Below are 21,910 nucleotides of genomic sequence, written 5' to 3'. Positions count from 1 at the left end.
GGCATACCCGCCGACCGAAAGGACGTCAGCGCTTGACGGCCCGGAGCACGACGAACTTCGGGTCGCTCGCGACGACCTCGGAATGACCGAACACCTTGCGCAGCTTCACGTGGTAGCCGAGGTGGCGGTTGCCGATCACCCACAGCTCGCCGCCCGGCCGCAGCGCGTCCCGGGCACCGGTGAACATCCGCCAGGCCGTCGCGTCGGTCGTCGCCTGGTGGCTGTGGAACGGAGGATTGTTCAGGACCAGGTCGACCGTGCCGGCGGGCACCCCCGACAGCCCGTCACCGACTCGGAACTCCGCCGGTGCCCCGGCACCGAGGTTCGTACGGAACGTGGCCTCCGCCGAGGCCACGGCCTGGAAGGACTCGTCGGCGAACAGCACCTCGGCGTCGGGGTTGGCCAGGGCCGCGGCCGTACCGACCACGCCGTTGCCGCAACCCAGGTCCACGACCCGCTCGCGGCCATGGCGCTTCGGCAGGTGCTGGAGGAAGAACCGGGTGCCGATGTCCAGCCGCTCGGCGCAGAAGATGCCCGCGTGGTTGGTGACGGTCCGTCCGGACACGACCCCGATACCGTCGGGCAGGGCATAGCTGTGCGGCCACGGGTTCGCGCCCCGGGGCCGCGCGGGATCGGGCGAGCAGAAGATGAGCCGGGACTTCTTCACGGCCAGCGAGGTGCGCGTGGGCCCGAGGATCCGTTCGAACAGATTGAGCGTCGAGGTGTGGATCTCGGTGACCCGGCCGGTGCCGACGACGACGGTGCCCGCGTGCACACGCGGCGCCAGCCGGTGCAACTGGTCCTCCAGCAGCGCGAGGCTCTTGGGCACGCGGATCAGCAGCACATCGATCCGCTCCGGCGGCGTGTCCCGCGTGGACAGCAGGCGCACGGCGTCCCCGGGCACGCCGTTGCGCTCCAGGTTCAGCCGGGTCGCCGCCTGGGCGAGGAAGGAGTCGGTGATCTGTACGGGGTGGTGCGCGGCGAGCGCGGTGACCAGCGCGCCCCACCGGTCGCCCACCACGACCACGGTGCCCGACAGGTCCGTCGGCCCGCCGTCGATGCCCTTGAGGTGGCGCAGCAGATATTCGTCGGCCGCGTCCCAGGCGCGCAGCCTGTCGCGAGGGTCCTCGGGGAAACGGGTGAGGTCGTACGCACCCTGTGACGTCGTCAAACGGTTCATTGTCCCCTCAGGCTAGCCGAGTGGGAGCATTCGGCGCGGCTGGGTAGAGTGGCGCCCCGCCGAACGGGCGTCGTTGCAGGTCAGAGCCGGGGGAAAGAGTAAAAAATGGGAATAGCGGACCGGGTGCGGACCCTGACCGATTCGGTGAACGCGGCGGTCGCCACCGGCAGGAACGTCGTGGCCACCGGCCGGAACGCCGTGGCGCGCGGCGTCGACGCCGGCCGTGCCGGAACTGCCGCCTCCGGCGACTGGGCGCTGTCCGTCCTGCGCTCGCTGCCCGCGCCCGCCGCGCCCACGCCGGTGGAGTGGGAGTTCTCCCTGGGTGCCCTGATCTGTCGTCACCCGCGCGTGCCCGCCCTCACCGCGAAGGTGCTGCGCCCGCTGGACGGCATCGGCGCCCTGCGCTTCGGCCCCGAGTCGGTCGGCTTCGAGGGCGAGGACATCCCCTGGTCGAAGGTGGTCCACCTCAGGTCGTACGACGCCTTCAGCGCCATGACCACCGACGCGCTCGACACCGAGATCGACCGCATCCGCGATCTGCTGCCCCCGCTCCCCGGCCGCAAATGGGTCGTCACCAAGGTGGTCGAGGGCCTCGCGTCCGTCATGCTCGCCGCGCTGGAGCAGGCGGCCGAGCAGCGCATGGAGTCGGTGGAGATCGCCTGCGAGATCACCTACCGGGGCGCCCTGGGCATGAAGAAGACCCTGCGGGCCAACATGTTCAGCACGGCCCTGCTCGCCCAGCAGCCGGAGGTGGCGCGGAGCCTGGTGGCCACCGCCGAGGCGAACGGCGTCCCCGTGCTGCCGGCCGAGCTCCCGGCGGCGGGCACACCCGCCGCCGAGCGCGTACGGGCCCTGCGCGCGCGGACGGACGCGGTGGCGGCCGAACTGCGGGCCGAACCCGGCGACCCGGCCCCCGACGGCATGCGGCAGATCTCGGGCCCGCCGTCCTGACCTGGGCCGGGGCCGCCGACCAGGCGGCCGTGTGCGTGCGAGTGCTTCGGCCCCGGCAGCCGGACGAGGCGTGCCGGGGCGGCGGAGCTCAGCGGACGGCGCTCACACGGCCGCCGACTCGACCTGGCGGCGGAGCAGCTTCTTGTCGGGCTTGCCGGCGTCGGTCAGCGGCAGTTCGTCGACGAAGGAGATCCGTGCCGGCTCGTACATGGTGCCCCGCTTCTCGCGCACCATGGCGCGGAGGTGTGCGCCGTCGACCTCGGCGCCCGGCACGCGCACGATGGCGGCGTGCACCTGCTCCATGCGGTTCGCGTCCGGAACGCCGAAGACGGCGCTCTGGAGGACCTGCGGGTGGGAGTTGAGAAGGTCTTCGAGCTCGGTGGTGTAGACATGCCCGCCGACCACGACGATCATGTCCTTGATCCGGTCGACGATGGTGAGGTAGCCCTCTTCGTCCAGGTAGCCGATGTCACCGGTGTGCAGCCAGCCGTCCCGCAGCACCTCGGCGGTGAGCTCCGGCTGCTTCCAGTACCCCTGCATGATGTTCGCGGAGCGGACGCAGATCTCGCCGTGCTCGCCCGCCGGCAGGTCGCGGCCGTCCTCGTCGCGGATGGCCACCTCGACGCCGTCCAGGACCTTGCCGGCCGACCTCAGGAGGTCCAGGCGGTCGGGGTCGTGGTCCTCGGCGGAGAGCATGCTGATGCCGCCGGCCTCGTTCTGCCCGTAGAACTGGTTGAGCACCGGCCCGAAGCGCCGCACGGCCTCGGCGATCCGGGCCGGGGAGGACTGGCAGCCGCCGTACCAGACATGGCTGAGGCTGGAGGTGTCGGTGCGGGCGGCGTCGGGGTGGTCCATCAGCTGGTAGAGCAGCGGCGGCAGCAGGAACATGTGCGTGATGCGCTCACGCTCGATGGTGGCGAGGACGGTCGCGGCGTCGAAGTCGTCGAGCAGCCGTACGCTCCCGCCGTTGCGCAGCGCGAAGTCCGCCAACATGCCGCCGGCGTGGGCGAGCGTGGTGCTCAGCAGATACCGGATCGGACCGTCCCAGTCCGGCATCGCCTCCTCGATCACCGGCGCCTGCTCGAAGGAGGTGCAGATGGCCTTGGGGTGGCCCGTGGTGCCACCGGTGTGGCGGATGGTGCAGATGTCCTGCGGCTGGGCCAGGGAGAGGAAGGGCTCGGCGGACTCCTCGGCGGCCAGCTCCAGCAGGTCGGTGCCCACCTCCGCGGGGCCGAGCGTGAGTACGGCCTTCACCGGCGCCCGGTCCGTGAGCTCCGCGGCGCGGCCGGCGTAGGCGGGGTCGACGATCAGGGCGTGCGTTTCGAGGTCCTGGACGATCGTGGCCTGAACCTCGGCCGAGAGCTTGTTGTAGAGATGGTTGACGGAGCAGCCGATCAGGTTGGCGGCGTACCGCGCGGCGATGGTCTCCGGCAGGTTCCCGCTGAGGAGCGTGACCGTCTGACCGCGGCTCACGCCCTGGGCGAGCAGCGCCCGCGCCATCCGGTGGACGAGGCCCCGTAGCTCGCCGGCGGTGATGCGCCGGTCCTCGCGCAACAGGGCGGTCCGGTCCGGATCGGCCCCCAGGGCGTCGAGGTTCCGCTCCACATATGTACGGAAGTGCTGCGTGGTGACGGACATGCGAGGTTCCTTTCAGGGGGCATCAGTTGACCTAGGCAACCATCTTTCATGATAGTCGCCCATGATCAATGACTCCAGTCGGGGAGGGGTTTCGGCCTGGATTCCCTCGACCAAAACGTCGACATTCGGCCAAGTCTGAAGCCCCGGGGCGCATTTCGCCTGCGATCCGGGTGTCGCATTGGTCGCCGCCTGCCCTGTGCGTGGCGAGTTCATTCGTATGGCAGTCGTATGTATCGATGGGCTGTGTGAGTGGTTATGGGGGCGTTTCAGGTGTGATGTTCAGATGAACGGCTGAGGGCGTTGTTAGGTTTTTGAGGCCGATGTGGCGTTTCGTCCATATCGGCCGTGCTTTCCGTTCTGTCCGTGCTGTCCGTCTGTCCTTCTGTCCGTGCCGGGGAGTGGGTGGTTGAGGTGGGTGGTGTGCGGGTGTCGGGGTGTCGTGTGGTGGGTGGTGAGGGTGTGTCCGGGTCGGGTGGTGGTGTCCCGGGCCCGGCGGGCGAGGTATCGGGTGCCGGAGCCGGGGCGGCGCCGCCGGACGAGGTGGCGGCGGACGGGGGAGGCGGTTACGACTACGAGCGCTTCAGCCGTCTGGCGGGGGAGCTGGAGGAGCCGCCGATCGGCGTGTACCGGGTCGGCTATCGCCGATTGATGACCCGTCGGAACGCCGACGAAAAGGGCCGGTTGCGCCCCTTCGGCGTGGGGGCCCTGGTGGCTTTGGCGCCGACCGTGTCATTCGTGCTGTTGGTGTGGCTGTTGTGGCCGGGGCACTGGGTGGTGCGGGGTGGCTGGTGGGGGTTGGTGGATGGATTGATGTTGTCGTCGGTGGGGTTGGTCGAGGTTTTTCGTGTGGTGAATGTGGTGTCGGTGGCGCATGCGTCGTGGGTGGCGCGGGATCCGGTGCCGGTGCGGGCGCAGCCGGGGGGCCGGGTGGCGTTCTGTACGAGTTTCGTGCCGGGAAAAGAGCCCTTGGAGATGGTGGCGGCGACGTTGGAGGGGGCGGTGCGGGTGGGTTATGAGGGGGTGGTGGATGTGTGGTTGCTGGATGAGGGTGATGATCCCGGGGCGCGGGCGTTGTGCGACCGGCTGGGTGTGCGGCATTTTTCGCGGAAGGGGGTGGAGCGGTGGAATCGTCCGTCGGGTCGTTTCCGGGCACGGTCGAAGCATGGGAATTACAATGCGTGGCTGGACGCGCATGGTGATGGTTATGATTTTTTGGCGTGTGTGGATACGGATCATGTGCCGCTGCCGAATTTTCTGGAGCGGATGCTGGGGTATTTCCGGGATCCGGATGTGGCGTTTGTGGTGGGACCGCAGGTGTATGGGAATTACGTGGCGGGGGTGACGAAGGCGGCGGAGAGTCAGCAGTTCTTGTTCCATGCGCTGGTGCAGCGGGCAGGTAATCGGTACGGCGCGCCGATGTTCGTGGGGACGTCGAATTGCGTGCGGGTGAGTGTGCTGCAGCAGATCGGGGGGTTGTTCGATTCGATTACGGAGGATATGGCGACGGGGTTGGAGATCCATCGGCGGCGGAATCCGGTGACGGGGCGCCGGTGGCGGTCGGTGTATACACCGGATGTGCTGGCGGTGGGGGAGGGGCCGTCGTCGTGGACGGATTTCTTTTCGCAGCAGTTCCGGTGGTCGCGGGGGACTTTTGAGACGCTGCTGGGTCAGTTCGGTCGGGTGGTGTGGGGGTTGTCGCCGGGGCGGGTGCTGAATTATTCGCTGCTGGTTGCTTATTATCCGATGGCGGCGTTGACGTGGGTGTTGGGTGGGGTTTCGTGTGTGTTGTTCCTGGGTTTCGGTGCGGCGGGTATCAGTGTGCCGTCCGAGGTGTGGTTGATGTTGTACGGAGATGCGGCGGCGTTGCAGGTGGCGTTGTACGTGGTGAATCGTCGGCACAATGTGAGTCCGCATGAGCCGGTGGGTTCGTCGGGGGTGGCGGGGATGGTGATGTCGGCGGTGTCGGCGCCGTTGTATGCGCGGGCGTTGGGGCAGGCGTTGTTGCGGCGGCGGTCGGGTTTTGTGGTGACGCCGAAGGGGGATTCGGCGTCACCGGATTGTGTGGGGACTTTCCGGGCGCATTTGGGGTGGGCGGGTGTGTTCGGGTTGTGTTTGCTGGCGTCGGTGGTGTGGGGGCATGCGTATGGGGCGATGCGGGTGTGGGCGGCGTTGGCGTTGCTGACGGCGCTGGGTCCGGCGGGGGTGTGGCTGGTGGAGGTGGCGCGGCAGCGGTGGAGTGACGGTTCGGGGCCTGGCTCGCCCTCGGCGGCTCTTGCTCTGGCGGGTGACGGCGAGCCGGCCGTGGCCTCGGCCCCGGCCGCCGCATCGGCCTCCGCCTCCGGGGTGGCCGGCGCCGCCGTGACCCCCACGACGGAGAGCACGGTCATTTCCCGGGCCCCTGGCCAACACCGGCCCGCTTGAGGCGGATTACGAAGGACTCCGGCCCGTTGGCGGAAGCACCTCAGAGGCTGAGGATGTTCGCGAGGTCGAAGTGGGCCGTCTCCTGCAACTGTGCGTACGTGCACTGGTCGGGCTCGCGGTCGGGACGCCAGCGGCGGAACTGGGTGGTGTGGCGGAAGCGGTTGCCCTGGAGGTGGTCGTAGGCGACCTCGCAGACCCGCTCGGGGCGGAGCGGGATCCAGGAGAGGTCCTTGGTGCCGGTCCACCGGCTCGGCCCGCCGGGCAGCCGGCTCGCGGCCTGGGCGTCGGGGTCCGCCCACTGCTCCCAGGGATGGCCGTGGGCCGAAGGCATCCGCAGGGGTTCCAGCTCGGTCATCAGCTCCTGGCGCCGGCGCATGGGGAACGAGGCGCAGACCCCGACGTGCTGCAGGTGGCCGGCGGTGTCGTAGAGGCCCAGGAGGAGCGAGCCGACCACCGGCCCGCTCTTGTGCGGGCGCAGCCCCGCCAGGACGCAGTCGGCCGTCCGCTCGTGCTTGACCTTGGTCATGACCCGCTGGCCCGGCCGGTACGGCAGGTTCGGCGGCTTGGCGATGACGCCGTCCAGGCCGGCCCCCTCGTACTCCTCGAACCACCCCTGGGCCGTGGCCCGGTCCTGGGTGGCGGGTGTGATGTGGAGGGGCGCGCGGGCGTCGCGCAACGCCGTGACCAGAGCCTCGCGGCGGGCGTGCTGCGGAGTGTCCAGCAGCGACTCGTCGCCGAGCGCGAGGAGGTCGAAGGCGATGAAACTCGCCGGAGTGACCTCGGCCAGATGGGCGACCCGGGAGGCGGCCGGGTGAATGCGCTCCAGCAGGGCGTCGAAGTCCAGGCGGCCGCCGCGGGCGATGACGATCTCGCCGTCGACGACGCAGCGCGGCGGGAGCTGCTCCAGCAAGGTGCGCACGACCTCGGGGAAGTAGCGGGTCAGCGGCTTGCTGGAGCGGCTGCCCAATTCGATGGCGTCACCGTCGCGAAAGACGATGGCCCGGAAGCCGTCCCACTTCGCCTCGTACTGCATGCCGGGCGGAATCGCCGACGCCGACTTGGCCAGCATCGGTTGGAGGGGCGGCATGACCGGGAGCTCCATGAGCGCGATTGTGCGGCCCCGGCGGCGTTCGCGCCCGCCGGTGCCTTCGCCGGTGCGAACACCCCCCGCGCCGCCGGTGCTCGGCGGGCGGTCGTGCGTTCGGGCGCTTAGCGTGGACGCATGGGCGAGGCAGTGGAGCTTTCCGCGGACGGCCGGACGGTACGGCTCACCCATCCGGACAAGGTCTATTTCCCGGAACGCGGGTTCACCAAATACGACCTGGCCTCCTATTACCTGAGCGTCGGCCCCGGCATCGTCCGCGCGCTGCGGGACCGGCCGACGATGCTGGAGCGCTATCCGGAGGGACTCGGCGGGGAGTCGTTCTTCCAGAAGCGGGCGCCGAAGAACCTCCCCGAGTGGATTCCCACCGGGCGCATCTCCTTCCCCAGCGGCCGGTACGCGGACGAGATCTGCCCGGGAGAGATCGCGGCGGTGGTGTGGGCGGCCAACCTGGGATGCCTGACGTTCCACCCCTGGCCCGTGCGGCGCGGCGACACAGACCACCCTGACGAACTGCGCATCGACCTCGACCCGCAGCCCGGCACGGACTACGCCGACGCGGTACGCGCCGCCCTGGAGCTGCGGGGCGTGCTGGCGGAACTGGGCCTGACCGGCTGGCCGAAGACCTCCGGCGGCCGCGGCCTGCACGTCTTCGTGCCGATCGTGCCCCGCTGGACCTTCACCCAGGTGCGGCGCGCGGCGATCGCCGTGGCCCGGGAGCTGGAACGGCGCGCGCCCCGGGCGATCACCACGGCGTGGTGGAAGGAGGAGCGCGGGGCGAAGGTGTTCGTGGACTACAACCAGACCGCCCGCGACCGCACGATCGCCAGCGCCTATTCCGTACGACCGCGCGCGCACGCCCCGGTGTCCGCCCCGCTGCGGTGGGAGGAGGTGCCCAGCGCGGTGCCCGAGGACTTCGACCTGGCGACCATGCCCGGACGCTTCGCGGCCGTGGGGGACGTGCACGCGGCGATGGACGACGAACCCGGCGACCTCCGGGCCGCCCTGGACCTGGCCGACCGGGACGAGAGCGAACACGGCCTGGGCGACCTGCCCTACCCGCCGGAGCACCCGAAGATGAAGGGCGAGCCGAAACGGGTCCAGCCCAGCCGCGCCCGCAAGGAGCCCCCGCCGGCGGCGGAGGGCTGAGCACACACCGGAACCCGGATGGCGGCAGAGGCTCCTGCGAATGGGTTATGTGGAGATTGCCGCGGTTTACCCGTTGTGACGGAGTGGAACGTGGGCTTTGAGTTATCCACTCCGTAGTAACGAGGGAGCAGTTATGACCCAGACACTCGTGGCCCGTAGCGTGGCGGTCTCGGTCGCCGCGCTGACAGGGGCGTTGCTGGCTGCCGGGCCGGCCGTATCGGCCCCGGTCCCGGTTCGGCCGAATGGGACGGTCCTCAACGCCTCCGGCGTCAACGAGCGTCTGTACCCGAGCACGGACTCCTCGGTGCGCGGCACGCTCACCCGAGGGGCCCGCGTCGGCCTCCGCTGCAAGGTCCGCGCGCAGACCATCGCCGGGAACAACGTCTGGTACCTGCTGCGTGACCGCCCCACGTGGGTGAGCTCGCTGTACGTCTCCAACGTCGGTCCCGTGCCGTTCTGCAAGGACATCCAGCACAGCGAAGACACCCCGAAGACGCGAGCCGCCATGGGGTGACCTCCGGGAAGCGACGACGGGCGGGCGGCCCGAGGCGTACGAGCCTCGGGCCGCCCGCCCGTCGCGTGCGCCATCCGTGCGTTGGCCTCTTGATCACACGCGGGTCAGGGCGGCGGCGCCGAAGGAGACGTCGAAGCGGTCGCACCAGATGCTGACGCTGGTGTAGCGACCGAGGTCCACGTCGGCGGGCAGCGCGTAATTCTGGTCGCCCTTGTTGCCCTTGAGCGAGCCGAGGCTCCGGTGGGCGCCGTCGTCGAAGAGATGCCAGCCGGCCCGGCCCGGCTTGACCGGCGCGTCGGTGATCAGCACCCGCACGTCCGGGCCGTCGCTGGTGGAGAGGTTCTCCAGCCGGAGCGTACGGCTCCCGTCCGGCAGCTCCAGGATCCGTACCGTCCCACGCGTCGTGTGCTCGTGGCTGATCAGCTGGCCGGTGGCCAGGGTCCGCGGCCCCCGGGCCCCCGCGTCCGCCGCCACGGGCGCGGCCTCGCGCACGGTGGTGTCCACCCACAGCTTCCACGGCTGGAACCACACCGATCCCACCCCGACCGCCACCAGCCCGACGACCAGCGCCGCGATCACCACCGGCCTGCTCAGCATCCGTCGTACGCGTCCCATTACACCCTCCCGAAGCCACCTGCTGTCAGTGGTTCAACGGGCGGGGGCGCCGTGGAAGCTCCTGGAATCCGATGACGAAAGTCTCACGTGAGCCGTGGCCCGCGCCCGGTCAGATCCGGCCGGTGCTGTGCGGCACATAGATGTCCAGCAGGCGCGTGCGCGCCTGCCGGAGGCGGTGGCCCAGGATCTCGGCCACCGCGCGGACGACGGCGAAACCGAGGGCGGGATCGGTCTCGCACAGGGACCGCGCCTCCGCACCGTCGAATTCGTACGCCCGTACGGGGCTGAGGGCCTCCGCGCCGAAGCCCCACTCGTACGGCGGGAACATCCACGACCAGCCGAGCAGATCGCCCGTGCCGAGGGTCTCCACGGTGGCCACCCGGGGCCCGGGGAGGGCGAGGTCGAGCGTGACCGCGCCGGAGCGGATGATCCAGAAGCGGTCCGCGTTGCCGTGCTCCTCGAAGATCCGGGCGTCCTGCGGGAACGAGACCTCGCGGGCGAGGTCCATCAAGCGGTCCCGGTGCTCCGGTGGCAAGGACCTGAGCAGCTTCTTCGCAGTGGTCATGGCCGAGGCCTCCTCGCCGCCAGCGGCACCCGCCGACGCTCCGCCGCCCGGCCGGCGGCCGCTGCCCCGGCCCGCGCCGTCACGCGGCCGTCCTTCGATGACCTGGTAGCTCCATTGACCCACGCCGGGGCGGGCACGGCATCCCGGGGGTCCGGGGCCGGTCCCGGCTATCCGAGGGTGCTCCGGCGGCCGAAGCGGCTGCTGCGCAGACGGCGTCGTGCGGCGTTCAGCACGGGGTGGCGGTTGCGCTGCTCGCGGGAGCGGAGGTCGAGCTCCTCCACCAGGCGCTGCGAGCGCTTCTCCACGTCCAGCTCGTCGAGGATGCGGTCGATCTCCGCGAGCAGGGCGCCGTGGAGCTGCCACTGGCGGGGGTGCTCCAGCACCTTCTCCAGGAGGAGGTCGGCCGCCTGGTCACGGGTCGCCCGGGCGGCGGCGAGCTCGTCGCTCAGCCGGGTCTCGGCCTGTTCGGCGCTGGTGGTCACATGGGTGGTGATGACCACGGCGAAGCTCTCCACGGCCCGCGCCACATGCGTGAACACCTCCTGGAGGCTCGCGGCGACATCCGGCGGGAACAGCGGTTCGTCGATGCGCTGCTTGGCCAGGTCGGTCAGCGTACGGGCGGCCACGCGCAGCACGACCGCCGAGATCTCCAGCGCGTCCAGGCCCGTCCGCAGCACCACCCGGAACAGCAGCCCCTCCTTGACCCGCGGATTGAGCCGGAGACTGTCCTCCGCCTGCCGCAGCGAGGCGTCCACCTCGACGATGTCGTGATCCAGCCGCCGTGCCTCGTGGAGCCGGGCGGCCGCTTCCTCCACCGGCGTGTGGCCGATGACCTGGGTGCCCATGTCGTCCAGGAGCCGGCGCATGCGGCGCGCGAGGTCCTCGATGGCCTCCCCGGCGGGCTGCACCCACACCGGCGGCACGAAGAGGACGTTGAACAGCAGCCCGACCACCGCGCCGATCAGCGTTTCGAGCACCCGGTCCCAGGACGTCTCCGCGACGCGGGTGACACCGAGGACGAGCATGGCGCTGATCGCGACCTCGGGCACGAATTCGCCCACCCGGACGTAACGGCCGATGACGAGCGAGGCCAGGATGATCAGCCCGAGGCTCCACCAGGTCAACCCCACCAGCGTGCTGAACCCGATGGCGATCAACACGCCCGCGACCACCGAGTTCACCCTGCGGATGCCGGTCGTCAAGGTCGCGTAGAGCGTGACCTGCACGACCAGGAGCGCGGTGAGCGGCGCGGTCAGCGGCGCCGGCTCCTCGCTCAGCCACAGCGCGACCACGTACGAGATCACCGCGGCCAGCGTCGAACGCACCGTCTGGACCACCGCGGGCTCTCGGCCGCGCTGGATCAGGGTCGCCAAGGGGTCGCTGAGGCCACGCACCTTCTGCCCGTTGTGCACCTCCTGCCTCTTCCCGTTCCTCCCGTTTCGAACGCTCCGCCACCCCTCGCGGCTGCGCCACACGGGTGGCGGCCGACCCGGGCGTCAGGTCTCGATGACCACCTTCACGCTCCGGACCTCGGGATCGGCGGCCTCCGGGACGACCATCCCCGCGTCCACGCCGGTGCGCAGATACCGCACGACCTCCGCGTTGAGCCGCTCACCCGGCAGGACCGCGGGGATCCCGGGCGGGTAGGGCGTCAGCATCTCGGCGGCGATCCGCCCGACGGCCTTCTCGTGGGGCACCTGCTCGGTGCGGCCGAAGAACGCGTCCCGGGGCAGCAGCACCTGTTCCAGACACAACTCGGCGGGCGAGGGGACGTCCACCTCGGGGGCCGGCCGCAGGTGACGGGCGTGTCCGGGCAGCTCCCGCAGGCTGTCGAGCAGCGTGGCGACGGTCCGCTCGTCGTCGGCGTGGGTCAGCTGGGCGCTGATCCGGCGGTGGTCGCAGACATGCAGATTCACCTCGTGCTCCTCGCGGAGCCAGTCGGCGGCGCGGTAACCGGTCGTCCCCAGGGCCGAGATGTCGACGACGAGCTGGAGCGGATCGAGATCGGCCGCACGGCCGGGCGCGCAGAAGTCGGCCCGCCCGTGCACCCGCAGGCCCTCGATCGCGTCGATACGGGCCCGTACGTCCTCCGCGAGCGCCAGGGCCCGGTCGTACAGGCCCTTGCCGTGCTCGGCCATCTGCCGGCGCCAGCCGTCGAGGGCGGCGTAGACCAGGACGGACGGGCTGGTCGTCCCCAGCAGGTCCGCGCAGGCCTTCAGCTTCCGCACGTCGACGCGGTCGCCCTGAAGGTGGAAGACCGAGCCCTGTTCCAGCCCCGAGCCCATCTTGTGCACCGAGGTGACGCAGACGTCCGCCGCCGCGTCCATCGCCCACGCCGGCAGGTCCGGGTGGAAGGGCAGGTGCGCGCCCCACGCCTCGTCGACGATCAGCGGCTTGTCCCGGCGGTGGCAGACCTCGGCGATCTCGGCGAGATTCGCGCAGGTGCCGTAGGGGGTGGGGCTGGTGACCATGGCGCCCATGGCGTCCGGGTGCGTCTCGAAGGCCGCCTCGAACGCCGCGGGCGACGGCGGGTGCGCCAGGTGCAGGTCGGGATCCCACTGCGGATCCACCCAGATCGGCCGTACGCCCGACAGGATGAGCCCGGAGACCACCGACTTGTGGGCGTCGCGGCCGATCACCAGCTTCTCGTGGGGTCCCGCGACCGAGAGCATGGCCGCCTTGATGGACAGGGAGCTGCCGCACGTGGAGAAGAAGGTGTGCTCGGCGCCGACGGCGTCGGCCATCAGCTCCTGCGCCTTCTCCAGGACGTGGTGCGAGGACGTACGGTCGTCCAGACCGCTGATGGCCAGGACGTCACTGACGAATACCGCGTCGCCCAGCACGGCCCGCACCCGCGGGTCGGCACCGCGCCCCTGCTTGTGACCGGGCGGGGTGAAAGGGGTCTGGCCGGTCTCGCCATAGGCCGCGAGGGCCTCCAGCACCGGCGCGCTCGAGTGATCCATGAATGTCCGCTCCCCTGTGAAGGCTCCGCAGAAACCGGCCGCCGGGCGGTCCCGCGTACTGTCCTGCGCGTGGTCCTACCTCCGGAAGGCACTGGCGGCGTGGAGCCGCCTCGCCTCGGCGTGTTGCCTTCCCGTCCTGCGGAGCGCACGCCGGTCCGTCTCGCTCGTCCCGCCCCACACTCCGTACTCCTGACCGGATTCCAAGGCCCACCGCAGGCACTGCTCCATCACGGGGCAGCGCCGGCACACGGATTTGGCGTCCTCGGTCTGTGTGAGGGCCGGGGCACCCGTACCGATGGGGAAGAACAGATCGGGGTGTTCCTCCCGGCAGGCGGCGTGCTGTCGCCAGTTCACGTGACATTCCCATCTGTGTCGTCTGTGTCGTGTGGTCCGGTCGGTCGACTTTTTGATCGGCCCTTTCTCATCGGGTTGCCGAGATCCCTGAAGGTATTCCGGCAACGAGAGGCTCTTTCCCGGTGTTTGCGTCCCAGGGCGCCGGGCAGACGGATCGGCGTCAAGGAAACATCTCCGAAAGCCGAGGAGTGGAACCATGACCGCGCATGACAAGGCCAAGGCCAAGAAGGAGCAGGCCAAGGGCTCCATGAAGGAGAAGGCCGGCCGCCTGACCGGAAATGAGCGGCTCCGCGAGGAGGGCTCCCTGGAGGGAGCCAAGGGAGACGCCCGCGAGGCCAAGGAGAAGGCCAAGGACGCCTTCAAGCACTGACTTTCCGGCTTTGGCGCCTGCCTGTCGGACCTGTCGGAGCGGGCCGCCGCCTGAACCTGGACCGCCCCTTCCCGTATCGACGGGAAGGGGCGGTCCGTGTGTTCGACTGTTCGGCGGGAAGGGGCGGCCCGTTTGCGCGGCCAGCGCGCGGCGGATTACGGCTGGAAGACTACGGCTGGAACAGGATTTTGAAAGCGCCGTCCGTCTTCCGCTGGAACATCTCATAGGCCTTCGGCGCCTCGTCGAGCGGCACATGATGACTGGCGAAGTCATCGACCCCGAGCGGGTCGTCGTCGGTGAGCAGCGGGAGGATCTCATCACTCCACCGGCGGACATTGGCCTGGCCCATCCGGAGCTGGAGCTGTTTGTCGAACATCGTCATCAGCGGCATGGGATCGCTCATCCCGCCGTAGACACCGCTGATGGAGACCGTGCCGCCCCGTCGCACCAGCGCGATGGCCAGGTGCAGGGCGCTCAGGCGGTCCACACCCGCCTTCTTCATGATCTTCTCGGCCCACCGGGACGGGATCAGCCCGACGGCCTGCTGGGCGAGGTGCGCGACCGCGCTGCCGTGCGCCTCGGTGCCGACGGCGTCGATGACCGCGTGCGGCCCACGGCCGTCGGTGAGATCCCGCACGGCCGTCAGAAGCTCCCGCTCGTCGTCGAACGCGTCGAGGTCCAGCACCTCGGCACCGTCGCGACGCGCCCGGGTCAGCCGCTCGGGCACGTAGTCGATGCCGATCACCTGCCCGGCACCCAGGTGGCGGGCGATCCGGCACGCCATCGCCCCGATGGGACCGAGGCCCAGGACGGCCACACTGCCACCGCTCGGCACCTGCGCGTACCGCACGGCCTGCCACGCCGTGGGCAGCACGTCGGAAAGATAGACGAACCGGTCGTCGGCCGGCCCGTGCGGCACCTTGATCGGTCCGAACTGGGCCTGGGGCACCCGCAGATACTCCGCCTGCGCCCCGGGCACCGCCCCGTACAGCTTGGTGTAGCCGAACAGCGCGGCGCCCATCCCGTGCTCGCGCACCTGGGTGGTCTCGCACTGGGTGGGCAGCCCCGTCCCGCACATGTCGCACGTGCCGCAGGCGATCTGGAAGGGGACCACGACCCGGTCGCCCGGCGAGAGCCCGGTCACCTGGGAGCCGGTCTCCTCGACGATGCCCACCGGTTCATGCCCCAGGATGTCGCCCGGGGTCATGAACGGAGTGAGCACCTCGTACAGATGCAGGTCCGAACCGCACAGGCCGCTGGAGGTGATCCGGATGATCGCGTCGGTCGGTTCCTGGAGCACCGGGTCGGGGACCGTGTCGACCCGGACGTCGCGCTTTCCGTGCCAGACAGTGGCTCGCATGGCCGATCGCCTCCTGGCGGGGAGTGAGGGAGAGGGGGTGTGTCAGCCGGACAGCGGTGCACGGCCCCAGTGCCGGTGCCGGGCGAGGGACTCGGCGACCGCCTCCAGGAAGTCGTCGCTCACCGAACCGGCGGTGACCACGCCCTGATGGACGGCCGGGGCCGCACCGTCGGCCGCCGTGCGCATGCCGTCCGGCAGGAGCGCGGCCAGTGGCTCCACGGCCGAACCGAGCGCGCCGATCGGCTTGCCGTGCCGGTACGCGCCGCGTAGGAACCGTCGTGCGGCGTCGTCGGCGACCGGGTCGCCGGAGCCCAGGCCGCCGGCGGGCACCACCACCGCGTCGTAGAGCACCGAGGCGACGGTCGGCAGTGCCCGGTCCACCGCGAGGTCCTCACCGTCGGCCCCACTGACCTCGCCGTCGCGCGGGGCGATGAGCTCGACGATCGCCCCCCGCTCCGTCAGCGCGTCGCGCACGGCCCGCGCCTGGGCGGCGTCGACACCGTCGGAGACGAGGACCGCGACCTGCCGGGTGCTGATGGAACCGTCGCCCCTGTTGTTCTCCAGGCTCAGTGCCGGGGACGGCGCGGGCCGGGGAGTGTCCTGCCGCGGGGGCTCCGCGACGCCGACGCCTTGGGCGACCGCGGCCGCGAGGTCGTGGTCGACCCGCGCGAGCTGCTCGACGGTGCGTTCGCGCACGGCCTGCGCGCCGACCTTGCCGAGCTCGAAGCGGAAGGCGTCGACGATGTGCTTCTTCTCCCAGTCGGACATGCTGTGCCAGAACATCGCCGGCTGGGTGTAGTGGTCGTCGAAGCTGGGGCTGCGCCTGCGGATCTTGCGCCCGTCCACGCGTTCGGTCAGATGGCGGAACGCGGGGGCATCGGGGTCGGCGAGGGCGGGGCAGCCGCCGCCGAGCGAGTTGGGACTGTAGCTGGTGCCCCGGTGGATCTGGCCCTGGTGGTAGCCGTCGCGCTGGTTGTTGCGCACCGGGGCGACGGGCCGGTTGACCGGGATCTGGGCGAAGTTCGGGCCGCCGAGGCGGATGAGCTGGGTGTCCAGGTACGAGAAGTTACGGGCCTGGAGCAGCGGGTCGTTGGTGAAGTCGATGCCCGGCACGACGTTCGCCGTGTGGAAGGCGACCTGCTCGGTCTCGGCGAAGAAATTGTCCGGGTTGCGGTCGAGCACCATGCGGCCGATGGGCCGGACGGGCACCAGCTCCTCCGGAATGATCTTCGTGGCGTCCAGCAGGTCGAAGTCGAAGGCGTGCTCGTCCTCCTCCGGTACGAGCTGTACGCCCAGCTCGTACTCCGGATACTGGCCGGCCTCGATGCAGTCCCACAGGTCACGGCGGTTGAAGTCGGGGTCGCGGCCCTGCGTCTCCTGGGCCTCGTCCCACACCAGCGAGTGCACGCCGAGCCGCGGCTTCCAGTGGAACTTCACGAAGGTGCCCCGGCCCGCGGCGTCGACGAACCGGAAGGTGTGGACACCGAATCCCTGCATCGTCCGGAAGCTGCGCGGGATCGCCCGGTCGGACATCAGCCACATGATCGTGTGCAGGGTCTCGGGCTGGAGGGAGACGAAGTCCCACAGGGTGTCGTGGGCCGAGGCGCCGGTGGGGATCTCGTTGTGCGGCTCGGGCTTCACGGCGTGCACGAAGTCGGGGAACTTGATGCCGTCCTGGATGAAGAAGACGGGGAAGTTGTTGCCGACCAGGTCGTAGTTGCCCTCCGACGTGTAGAACTTCGTCGCGAAGCCCCGCACGTCGCGCACGGTGTCGGCGGAGCCGCGCGGCCCCTGGACGGTGGAGAACCGCACGAACACGGGCGTCCTGACCGACGGGTCCTGGAGAAAGGCCGCCCGGGTGAACTCCGCGCACGACGCGTACGGCTCGAAGTAGCCGTACGCTCCCGCGCCACGGGCGTGCACCACCCGCTCCGGAATGCGCTCGTGGTCGAAGCGTGTGATCTTCTCCCGGAAGTGGAAATCCTCCATCAGCGTCGGGCCGCGTTCGCCGACCTGAAGGGAATCGTCGGTGTGATCGACCACGATGCCTTGATCGGTGGTCAAAGGCCCGGTCGTGGGATCCTCCGCGCGAAAAGACTCGCGCTGTTCCTGCTTCGGGTCGGCCATCGGACGCTCGTTTCCTTCCCACTCGCTGTTCCGTCGGCGGCTGGTGGTGCGCGCAACTACCCGAGTGACCCTGTACGGGAAAGGGAAACGTGGGCCAACCGGGTGATTCGGCGGAGGGCCCCGCGAAAGATGCCGTGGGACGGGCGTCGGAGGGGCCGCGGAACGGCCGGAAATCGGGATGCCTGAGTGCCGGGATCGCGGGCACTCGCAGCAACATCCCGATTCCCGCCACGTCCGATCAAGCGCGGTCCGGGTCGGCCGGAGCCCGGCCCGGACCGAACCAGCCCATCCAGGAAGGAAACCCATGTCACAGGTCGAGGAGTCCATCGAGGTCGCCGTACCGCTCACCACGGCCTACAACCAGTGGACCCAGTTCGAGGAGTTCCCGCGGTTCATGAAGGGCGTCGAGCGGGTGGAACAGCGCACGCCGACCCTCACCCACTGGGTGACGAAGATCGACGGCGTCACCCGCGAGTTCGACGCGGTGATCAGCGAGCAGATCCCCGACGAGCGCGTGGCCTGGACCACCGTGGACGGCGAGGTCCGGCAGGCCGGAGTGGTCACCTTCCACCGCCTCGACGCCACCCGCACCAAGATCATGCTCCAGTTCGAGCACGCGCCCGAAGGCATCGTCGACACCGTCGGCGACAAGCTCGGCTTCGTCCGCCGCCAGGCCAAGGGCGACCTGGAGCGGTTCAAGACCTTCATCGAGGCCCGCGGCACCGAGACCGGCCGGTGGCGCGGAGGCGTCGTCTGACCCGCGCCCGCTGAGCCGGGCGCCTCATGAACCGGGTACGGGCCCCGGCGGCCATCGCCGGTCGTCGGCGCCCGTACCCCCCCACCCCCCTCCGGCATCGCCGCGCCCCGCATGCGCGCACGCCGACGCGGGGAGAGCATGGACGGAGGGAGGAGAGGAAGGGCGGGCGCATGAACACTCCGGTATCACCCGAGCGGAACGGCGGGCTGCGTGTCGTGGTCGTCGGAGCCACCGGAAACGTCGGCACCGGCGTCGTCCAGGAACTCTCCCGGGACCCCGGCATCGCCTCCGTCGTGGGCATCGCCCGCCGCGTCCCGCGCTGGGCACCGGAGCGGACCACCTGGGTGAGCGCGGACGTCGCGGCCGACTCCGACACCGACCTCGCCGCCCACTTCCGCGGTGCCGACGCCGTTATCCACCTCGCCTGGCTCTTCCAGCCCACCCACGACCCCGTCACCACCTGGCGTACGAACGTGCTCGGCGGCATCAAGGTCTTCGACGCCGTCGCCGCCGCGGGCGTGGGCACGCTCGTCCACGCGTCCTCGGTCGGCGCCTACTCACCCGGCCCCAAGGACCGCGCCGTCGACGAGTCGTGGCCCACCCACGGCTGGCCGGACGCCGCCTACTGCCGGGAGAAGGCCTACCTGGAGCGGGTGCTCGACGCCTACGAGACCCGGCATCCCGGCGTCCGCGTCGTGCGCATGCGGCCCGGCTTCATCTTCAAGAAGCAGTCCGCGACCGAGCAGCGCAGACTCTTCGCCGGCCCCCTGGTGCCCTCCCGCCTCGACGTCCCCGCCCTGCTGCCCTTCGTCCCCGACCTGCCCGGCCTGCGCTTCCAGGCCCTGCACACCGAGGACGCCGCACGGGCCTACCGGCTCGCCGTCACCCTCCCCGTGCACGGGGCCTTCAACCTGGCCGCCGACCCGCCCGTGGACGCCGGCGTCCTGGCGGAACTGCTCTCGGCCCGCTCCCTGCGGCTGCCGTCCGGGACCGTACGCGCGGCGCTGTCCGCCGCGTGGCACCTGCGCCTGGTACCCGCTTCCCCGCACCTGTTCGACGCGGTCCTGCGGCTGCCCCTGATGGACACCGGCCGCGCCGCGCGCGAACTGGGCTGGCAGCCCCGCCGGACCGCCCGCGAAGCGATCGCCGAATTCCTGCTCGGCCTGCGGGAGGGCGCCACGATGGACACCCCGCCGCTCGCCCCCGACGCGCCGGGCGGCCGCCGGCGGCAGGCGGCCGGGGGAGCGGGCACCCGGCCGTGACCGTCGGCGGCCGCCCGGGACCCGCCTCACCCCGTCGACCCGCGGCGGCGGCGGTGGGCCTCACGGCTTCTTGGAGTCCACGCCGGGACGGGGCTTACGCCACAGCCCGCGGGTGAAGTCGGGGATGTCCTGCGGCACGCCGTTCGCCTTGATCGAGGCGTGGCTGAGCGGCACGGGAGCGGTCCAGGTGGCCGCGTCGTACACGTCGAAGTCGGGCACCAGGCCGAGCCGCATGGTCTGTATCAGCCGGAAGACCATGATGTAGTCCATGCCGCCGTGGCCTCCGGGCGGGTTGGCGTGCTCCTTCCACAGCCAGTGGTCCCACTGGGCGTACTTCCCGAAGTCGCCCCACTCGTCGTCGGACATCTCCGGTTCGAGGTAGATCCGCGGCGGATAGTCCTCGAAGACGCCCTTGGTGCCGCCCAGGATGTTGAGGCGGCTGTAGGGGTGCGGATTGGAGACCGCGTGCTCCAGCCGGATCACCCGGCCCTTCGCCGTCTGGACGAGACTGACCGTCATGTCGCTCGCGACGTAGCTCTCCTTCCAGCTCGGGTCACCGGGCGGCATGTGCTGCGCGCGGTAGGCGGCCAGCCCCACGGCCGGTGAGCCGAACGTCGTGATGCGCACGGCGCGATCGCCGCGATTGACGTCCATGTAGTTGGCGACCGGCCCGAAGCCGTGGTTGGGGTAGAGATCACCCTTGAGCCGGGTGTGCCACTGCCGCCGCCACGGCCCCTGGTAGTACGTCGGGGAGAACATCAGGCCGCGCAGATCGTGTATGTACGCCCCCGCGCCGTGCAGCAGGTCACCGAAGAGACCGGCGTGCGCCATGCGCAGCACGCGCATCTCGTTCCGGCCGTAGCAGCAGTTCTCCAACTGGATGCAGTGGCGTCGGTGGCGTTCGGAGAGGTCGACCAGCTGCCACAACTGGCCGAGCTCCATCGCGATCGGACACTCGACACCTACGTGCTTGCCGCCCGCCAGAGCCGCCTTGGCCATCGGGAAGTGCCACTCCCACGGCGTGGCGACATAGACGAAGTCCAGGTCGCCACGCGCGCAGAGCTGTTCGTAGTCGTCCTCACCCTTGGTGTAGAGGGTCGGAGCCGGCCGGCCCGCCGCCGTGACCTTGGCGGCGGCCTTCTCGGCCTTGGCTCCGACCACATCGCACACCGCGTTGACCTGGACGCCCGGAACGGCGAGGAACAGGTCGATCATGGCATCGCCGCGGTTGCCCAGCCCGATGATCCCGATCCGTACGGTGCCGCGCCGCTCGAACGGTACGCCGATCATGGTCTTGCCCTGACGCGCCGGCCAGGACGGCTCGTCCGCCGCCTGCCGGTCCGGTGTTCCGGGGGCGGCGGCCGCGGCGCTCGCCGCGAGCGGTCCGCCGAGCCCCCCGATGCCGATCCCGGCGCCCGCCGCGCCCGCGGATCTCAACAGGGAGCGACGGCTGACCTCGGAGTCCTCATCGGGGTTCTGCGGAGCTGACTCGTGCATCGGTCCTCCAGGGAGAGAGCTGATGGTGAGCTGCGCGTGCGTGAACCTTCGCAAGGACCCTGATGGGTGAGACGGACGGAGCGCAAGAGGCCGAAGGGAATTGCCAAAACGAGAGCATAGTCACACAGTGGCCGGATTTGTTATCGGGCGCGGCTGATGACCTCTCGCAGCGAAGGTTGATCGATTCTCGGCGAGGGCCGGCGGCCGGGATCAGGTGGTCCCGGTCCGTGCCGTGACCACCATCGTGGTGTAGCGCATCGTGAAGCCGCCTCCCGCCGCGTCGATGGCGGCGCCGATGTGCGCCAGCACCTCTTCCAGCTCGTTCGGCGCGAGCCCGGTGTGGCCGCCGGTGGTGGGCAATTGGTCCAGCCACTCGTCCCGGGTGTAGGGCCGCTCCCAGCCGAATCGCCACTGCTCCGGGTCGCCGAACGCGCCCGCCTTCCGCATTCCGTCGGCTGCCCCGGCGCACAGCGCCGCGTACCCCTCCGTGCCCGGCCTCGTCCAGCGGCGGGCGGCGAGCGAGTCGGGCATCACCCGGCGATATACCTCGGCGAAGGATTCCGCCACCGCGGGCGGCGGTTGGTCCACGTTCCAGAACACGGCCAGGCGGCCACCGGGCCGCAGCGCCTCGGCGGCCTTCGTCGCTCCCGCGACCGGGTCCACCCAGTGCCAGGTCTGTCCGGAGACGACCGCGTCGAATGTCCGGCCGGCCGGGTCCCAGGTCTCGAACGCCGCCGCATCGACCCGGAGTCCACGCCGCCGTGCCCACTCGGCCATTCGCGCGTCGACCTCGACGCCGAGCACCTCGCAGCCGCGCGCTTGGAACTGCCGGGCCGCGATTCCCGTACCGCAGCCGACGTCGACGACGTCGGGGCCGGGGATGGTGGCGACGATCCGCTCGACCATGGCGTCGGGGTAGCGGGGCCGGGCTCGGTCGTAGCGTTCGGCGTCCGAGCCGAACGACTCTGCCAGCTCTCGGACTTGATGAGGCTCACGTGGCGAGGAGCGCCCTCGCTCCGGCGGTACAGTGGGCATGCGCCCACTATGAATGGGCGTACGCCCACTCGTCAACGGGTGTGGGGCGG

At 70.6% G+C, this 21,910-nt stretch carries 19 protein-coding genes; 7 read left to right on the top strand and 12 right to left on the bottom strand.

Annotated elements, in window-relative coordinates:
- Positions 1-25: 25 nt before the first annotated feature.
- A complete protein-coding gene (locus ACZ303_RS23740) occupies positions 26-1,180 on the bottom strand; it encodes a methyltransferase (RefSeq protein WP_467342110.1) in 1,155 nt (384 codons plus the stop codon).
- Positions 1,181-1,285: 105 nt separating this feature from the next.
- Here ACZ303_RS23740 and ACZ303_RS23735 point away from each other — a divergent pair, with 105 nt between their 5' ends.
- Positions 1,286-2,131 carry a hypothetical protein gene (locus tag ACZ303_RS23735; protein ID WP_467342108.1) on the top strand — a complete coding sequence of 282 codons (846 nt, stop codon included), beginning with the start codon at positions 1,286-1,288 and terminating at the stop codon, positions 2,129-2,131.
- Positions 2,132-2,233: 102 nt separating this feature from the next.
- Here the strand turns inward: ACZ303_RS23735 and ACZ303_RS23730 are convergent, their stop codons facing one another.
- A complete protein-coding gene (locus ACZ303_RS23730) occupies positions 2,234-3,769 on the bottom strand; it encodes an AMP-binding protein (protein ID WP_467342106.1) in 1,536 nt (511 codons plus the stop codon).
- A gap of 540 nt (positions 3,770-4,309) precedes the next feature.
- Here ACZ303_RS23730 and ACZ303_RS23725 point away from each other — a divergent pair.
- The gene (locus tag ACZ303_RS23725) at positions 4,310-6,190 is read left to right on the top strand and encodes a glycosyltransferase family 2 protein (protein ID WP_467342325.1); all 1,881 of its coding nucleotides are present in this window, start codon (positions 4,310-4,312) and stop codon (positions 6,188-6,190) included.
- A gap of 40 nt (positions 6,191-6,230) precedes the next feature.
- Here ACZ303_RS23725 and ACZ303_RS23720 read toward each other — a convergent pair whose 3' ends face one another.
- Positions 6,231-7,292, bottom strand: coding sequence for an ATP-dependent DNA ligase (locus ACZ303_RS23720; RefSeq protein WP_467342104.1), 1,062 nt, complete (start codon positions 7,290-7,292; stop codon positions 6,231-6,233).
- A gap of 120 nt (positions 7,293-7,412) precedes the next feature.
- On the opposite strand from ACZ303_RS23720, the gene ligD reads away from it, so the two are divergent.
- Positions 7,413-8,441: a non-homologous end-joining DNA ligase gene (gene ligD / locus ACZ303_RS23715; RefSeq protein ID WP_467342102.1), complete on the top strand. Its 1,029-nt coding sequence runs from the start codon at positions 7,413-7,415 to the stop codon at positions 8,439-8,441.
- A gap of 133 nt (positions 8,442-8,574) precedes the next feature.
- Positions 8,575-8,955 carry an SH3 domain-containing protein gene (locus ACZ303_RS23710; protein ID WP_467342100.1) on the top strand — a complete coding sequence of 127 codons (381 nt, stop codon included), beginning with the start codon at positions 8,575-8,577 and terminating at the stop codon, positions 8,953-8,955.
- A 93-nt stretch (positions 8,956-9,048) separates the two neighbouring features.
- Here the strand turns inward: ACZ303_RS23710 and ACZ303_RS23705 are convergent, their stop codons facing one another.
- From ACZ303_RS23705 to ACZ303_RS23685, 5 genes are all read right to left on the bottom strand, one after another.
- Positions 9,049-9,570 carry a DM13 domain-containing protein gene (locus tag ACZ303_RS23705; RefSeq protein WP_467342098.1) on the bottom strand — a complete coding sequence of 174 codons (522 nt, stop codon included), beginning with the start codon at positions 9,568-9,570 and terminating at the stop codon, positions 9,049-9,051.
- Positions 9,571-9,679: 109 nt separating this feature from the next.
- Complete coding sequence (locus ACZ303_RS23700; protein WP_467342096.1) at positions 9,680-10,135, bottom strand: Crp/Fnr family transcriptional regulator; 456 nt, start codon at positions 10,133-10,135, stop codon at positions 9,680-9,682.
- Positions 10,136-10,302: 167 nt separating this feature from the next.
- Complete coding sequence (locus tag ACZ303_RS23695; protein ID WP_467342095.1) at positions 10,303-11,547, bottom strand: FUSC family protein; 1,245 nt, start codon at positions 11,545-11,547, stop codon at positions 10,303-10,305.
- An 84-nt stretch (positions 11,548-11,631) separates the two neighbouring features.
- Complete coding sequence (locus ACZ303_RS23690) at positions 11,632-13,098, bottom strand: aminotransferase class I/II-fold pyridoxal phosphate-dependent enzyme (protein ID WP_467342093.1); 1,467 nt, start codon at positions 13,096-13,098, stop codon at positions 11,632-11,634.
- Between the two features lie 75 nt (positions 13,099-13,173).
- A complete protein-coding gene (locus tag ACZ303_RS23685) occupies positions 13,174-13,452 on the bottom strand; it encodes a WhiB family transcriptional regulator (protein ID WP_467342091.1) in 279 nt (92 codons plus the stop codon).
- Between the two features lie 196 nt (positions 13,453-13,648).
- Here ACZ303_RS23685 and ACZ303_RS23680 point away from each other — a divergent pair, with 196 nt between their 5' ends.
- Positions 13,649-13,822 carry a CsbD family protein gene (locus tag ACZ303_RS23680; RefSeq protein ID WP_467342090.1) on the top strand — a complete coding sequence of 58 codons (174 nt, stop codon included), beginning with the start codon at positions 13,649-13,651 and terminating at the stop codon, positions 13,820-13,822.
- Positions 13,823-13,991: 169 nt separating this feature from the next.
- Here ACZ303_RS23680 and ACZ303_RS23675 read toward each other — a convergent pair whose 3' ends face one another.
- Together ACZ303_RS23675 and ACZ303_RS23670 are read right to left on the bottom strand one after the other, a co-directional pair.
- Entirely contained in the window at positions 13,992-15,182 is a 1,191-nt protein-coding gene (locus ACZ303_RS23675; RefSeq protein ID WP_467342088.1) for a zinc-dependent alcohol dehydrogenase, read from the bottom strand.
- A 42-nt stretch (positions 15,183-15,224) separates the two neighbouring features.
- Positions 15,225-17,309 (bottom strand): catalase, encoded by a 2,085-nt coding sequence (locus tag ACZ303_RS23670; RefSeq protein ID WP_467342086.1) that lies wholly within the window; start codon positions 17,307-17,309, stop codon positions 15,225-15,227.
- A gap of 304 nt (positions 17,310-17,613) precedes the next feature.
- Between ACZ303_RS23670 and ACZ303_RS23665 the strand changes: the two genes are divergently transcribed.
- The gene (locus tag ACZ303_RS23665) at positions 17,614-18,066 is read left to right on the top strand and encodes an SRPBCC family protein (RefSeq protein ID WP_467342084.1); all 453 of its coding nucleotides are present in this window, start codon (positions 17,614-17,616) and stop codon (positions 18,064-18,066) included.
- Between the two features lie 170 nt (positions 18,067-18,236).
- On the top strand, positions 18,237-19,328 hold the full coding sequence (locus ACZ303_RS23660; RefSeq protein WP_467342082.1) for an NAD-dependent epimerase/dehydratase family protein: 1,092 nt from the start codon (positions 18,237-18,239) through the stop codon (positions 19,326-19,328).
- Positions 19,329-19,388: 60 nt separating this feature from the next.
- On the opposite strand, the gene ACZ303_RS23655 is transcribed toward ACZ303_RS23660, so the two are convergent.
- Both ACZ303_RS23655 and ACZ303_RS23650 read right to left on the bottom strand, forming a co-directional pair.
- Positions 19,389-20,825 (bottom strand): Gfo/Idh/MocA family protein, encoded by a 1,437-nt coding sequence (locus ACZ303_RS23655; protein ID WP_467342080.1) that lies wholly within the window; start codon positions 20,823-20,825, stop codon positions 19,389-19,391.
- Between the two features lie 210 nt (positions 20,826-21,035).
- Positions 21,036-21,860, bottom strand: a complete 825-nt coding sequence (locus ACZ303_RS23650) for a class I SAM-dependent methyltransferase (protein ID WP_467342078.1) — start codon at positions 21,858-21,860, stop codon at positions 21,036-21,038.
- Positions 21,861-21,910 lie beyond the last annotated feature (50 nt).

Source organism: Streptomyces sp. NPDC023527 (genome assembly GCF_055560115.1).
The sequence above is the reverse complement of the archived record's forward strand: the minus strand, read 5'-3'. Positions and strand labels throughout refer to the sequence as shown.

Bases quoted from the DNA above. Each gene is read 5' to 3' on its own strand.
- ACZ303_RS23740 (WP_467342110.1), bottom strand. From the start codon at position 1,180: ATGAACCGTTTGACGACGTCACAGGGTGCGTACGACCTCACCCGTTTC.
- ACZ303_RS23735 (WP_467342108.1), top strand. From the start codon at position 1,286: ATGGGAATAGCGGACCGGGTGCGGACCCTGACCGATTCGGTGAACGCG.
- ACZ303_RS23730 (WP_467342106.1), bottom strand. From the start codon at position 3,769: ATGTCCGTCACCACGCAGCACTTCCGTACATATGTGGAGCGGAACCTC.
- ACZ303_RS23720 (WP_467342104.1), bottom strand. From the start codon at position 7,292: ATGGAGCTCCCGGTCATGCCGCCCCTCCAACCGATGCTGGCCAAGTCG.
- ligD (WP_467342102.1), top strand. From the start codon at position 7,413: ATGGGCGAGGCAGTGGAGCTTTCCGCGGACGGCCGGACGGTACGGCTC.
- ACZ303_RS23710 (WP_467342100.1), top strand. From the start codon at position 8,575: ATGACCCAGACACTCGTGGCCCGTAGCGTGGCGGTCTCGGTCGCCGCG.
- ACZ303_RS23705 (WP_467342098.1), bottom strand. From the start codon at position 9,570: ATGGGACGCGTACGACGGATGCTGAGCAGGCCGGTGGTGATCGCGGCG.
- ACZ303_RS23700 (WP_467342096.1), bottom strand. From the start codon at position 10,135: ATGACCACTGCGAAGAAGCTGCTCAGGTCCTTGCCACCGGAGCACCGG.
- ACZ303_RS23690 (WP_467342093.1), bottom strand. From the start codon at position 13,098: ATGGATCACTCGAGCGCGCCGGTGCTGGAGGCCCTCGCGGCCTATGGC.
- ACZ303_RS23680 (WP_467342090.1), top strand. From the start codon at position 13,649: ATGACCGCGCATGACAAGGCCAAGGCCAAGAAGGAGCAGGCCAAGGGC.
- ACZ303_RS23675 (WP_467342088.1), bottom strand. From the start codon at position 15,182: ATGCGAGCCACTGTCTGGCACGGAAAGCGCGACGTCCGGGTCGACACG.
- ACZ303_RS23670 (WP_467342086.1), bottom strand. From the start codon at position 17,309: ATGGCCGACCCGAAGCAGGAACAGCGCGAGTCTTTTCGCGCGGAGGAT.
- ACZ303_RS23665 (WP_467342084.1), top strand. From the start codon at position 17,614: ATGTCACAGGTCGAGGAGTCCATCGAGGTCGCCGTACCGCTCACCACG.
- ACZ303_RS23660 (WP_467342082.1), top strand. From the start codon at position 18,237: ATGAACACTCCGGTATCACCCGAGCGGAACGGCGGGCTGCGTGTCGTG.
- ACZ303_RS23655 (WP_467342080.1), bottom strand. From the start codon at position 20,825: ATGCACGAGTCAGCTCCGCAGAACCCCGATGAGGACTCCGAGGTCAGC.
- ACZ303_RS23650 (WP_467342078.1), bottom strand. From the start codon at position 21,860: ATGCCCACTGTACCGCCGGAGCGAGGGCGCTCCTCGCCACGTGAGCCT.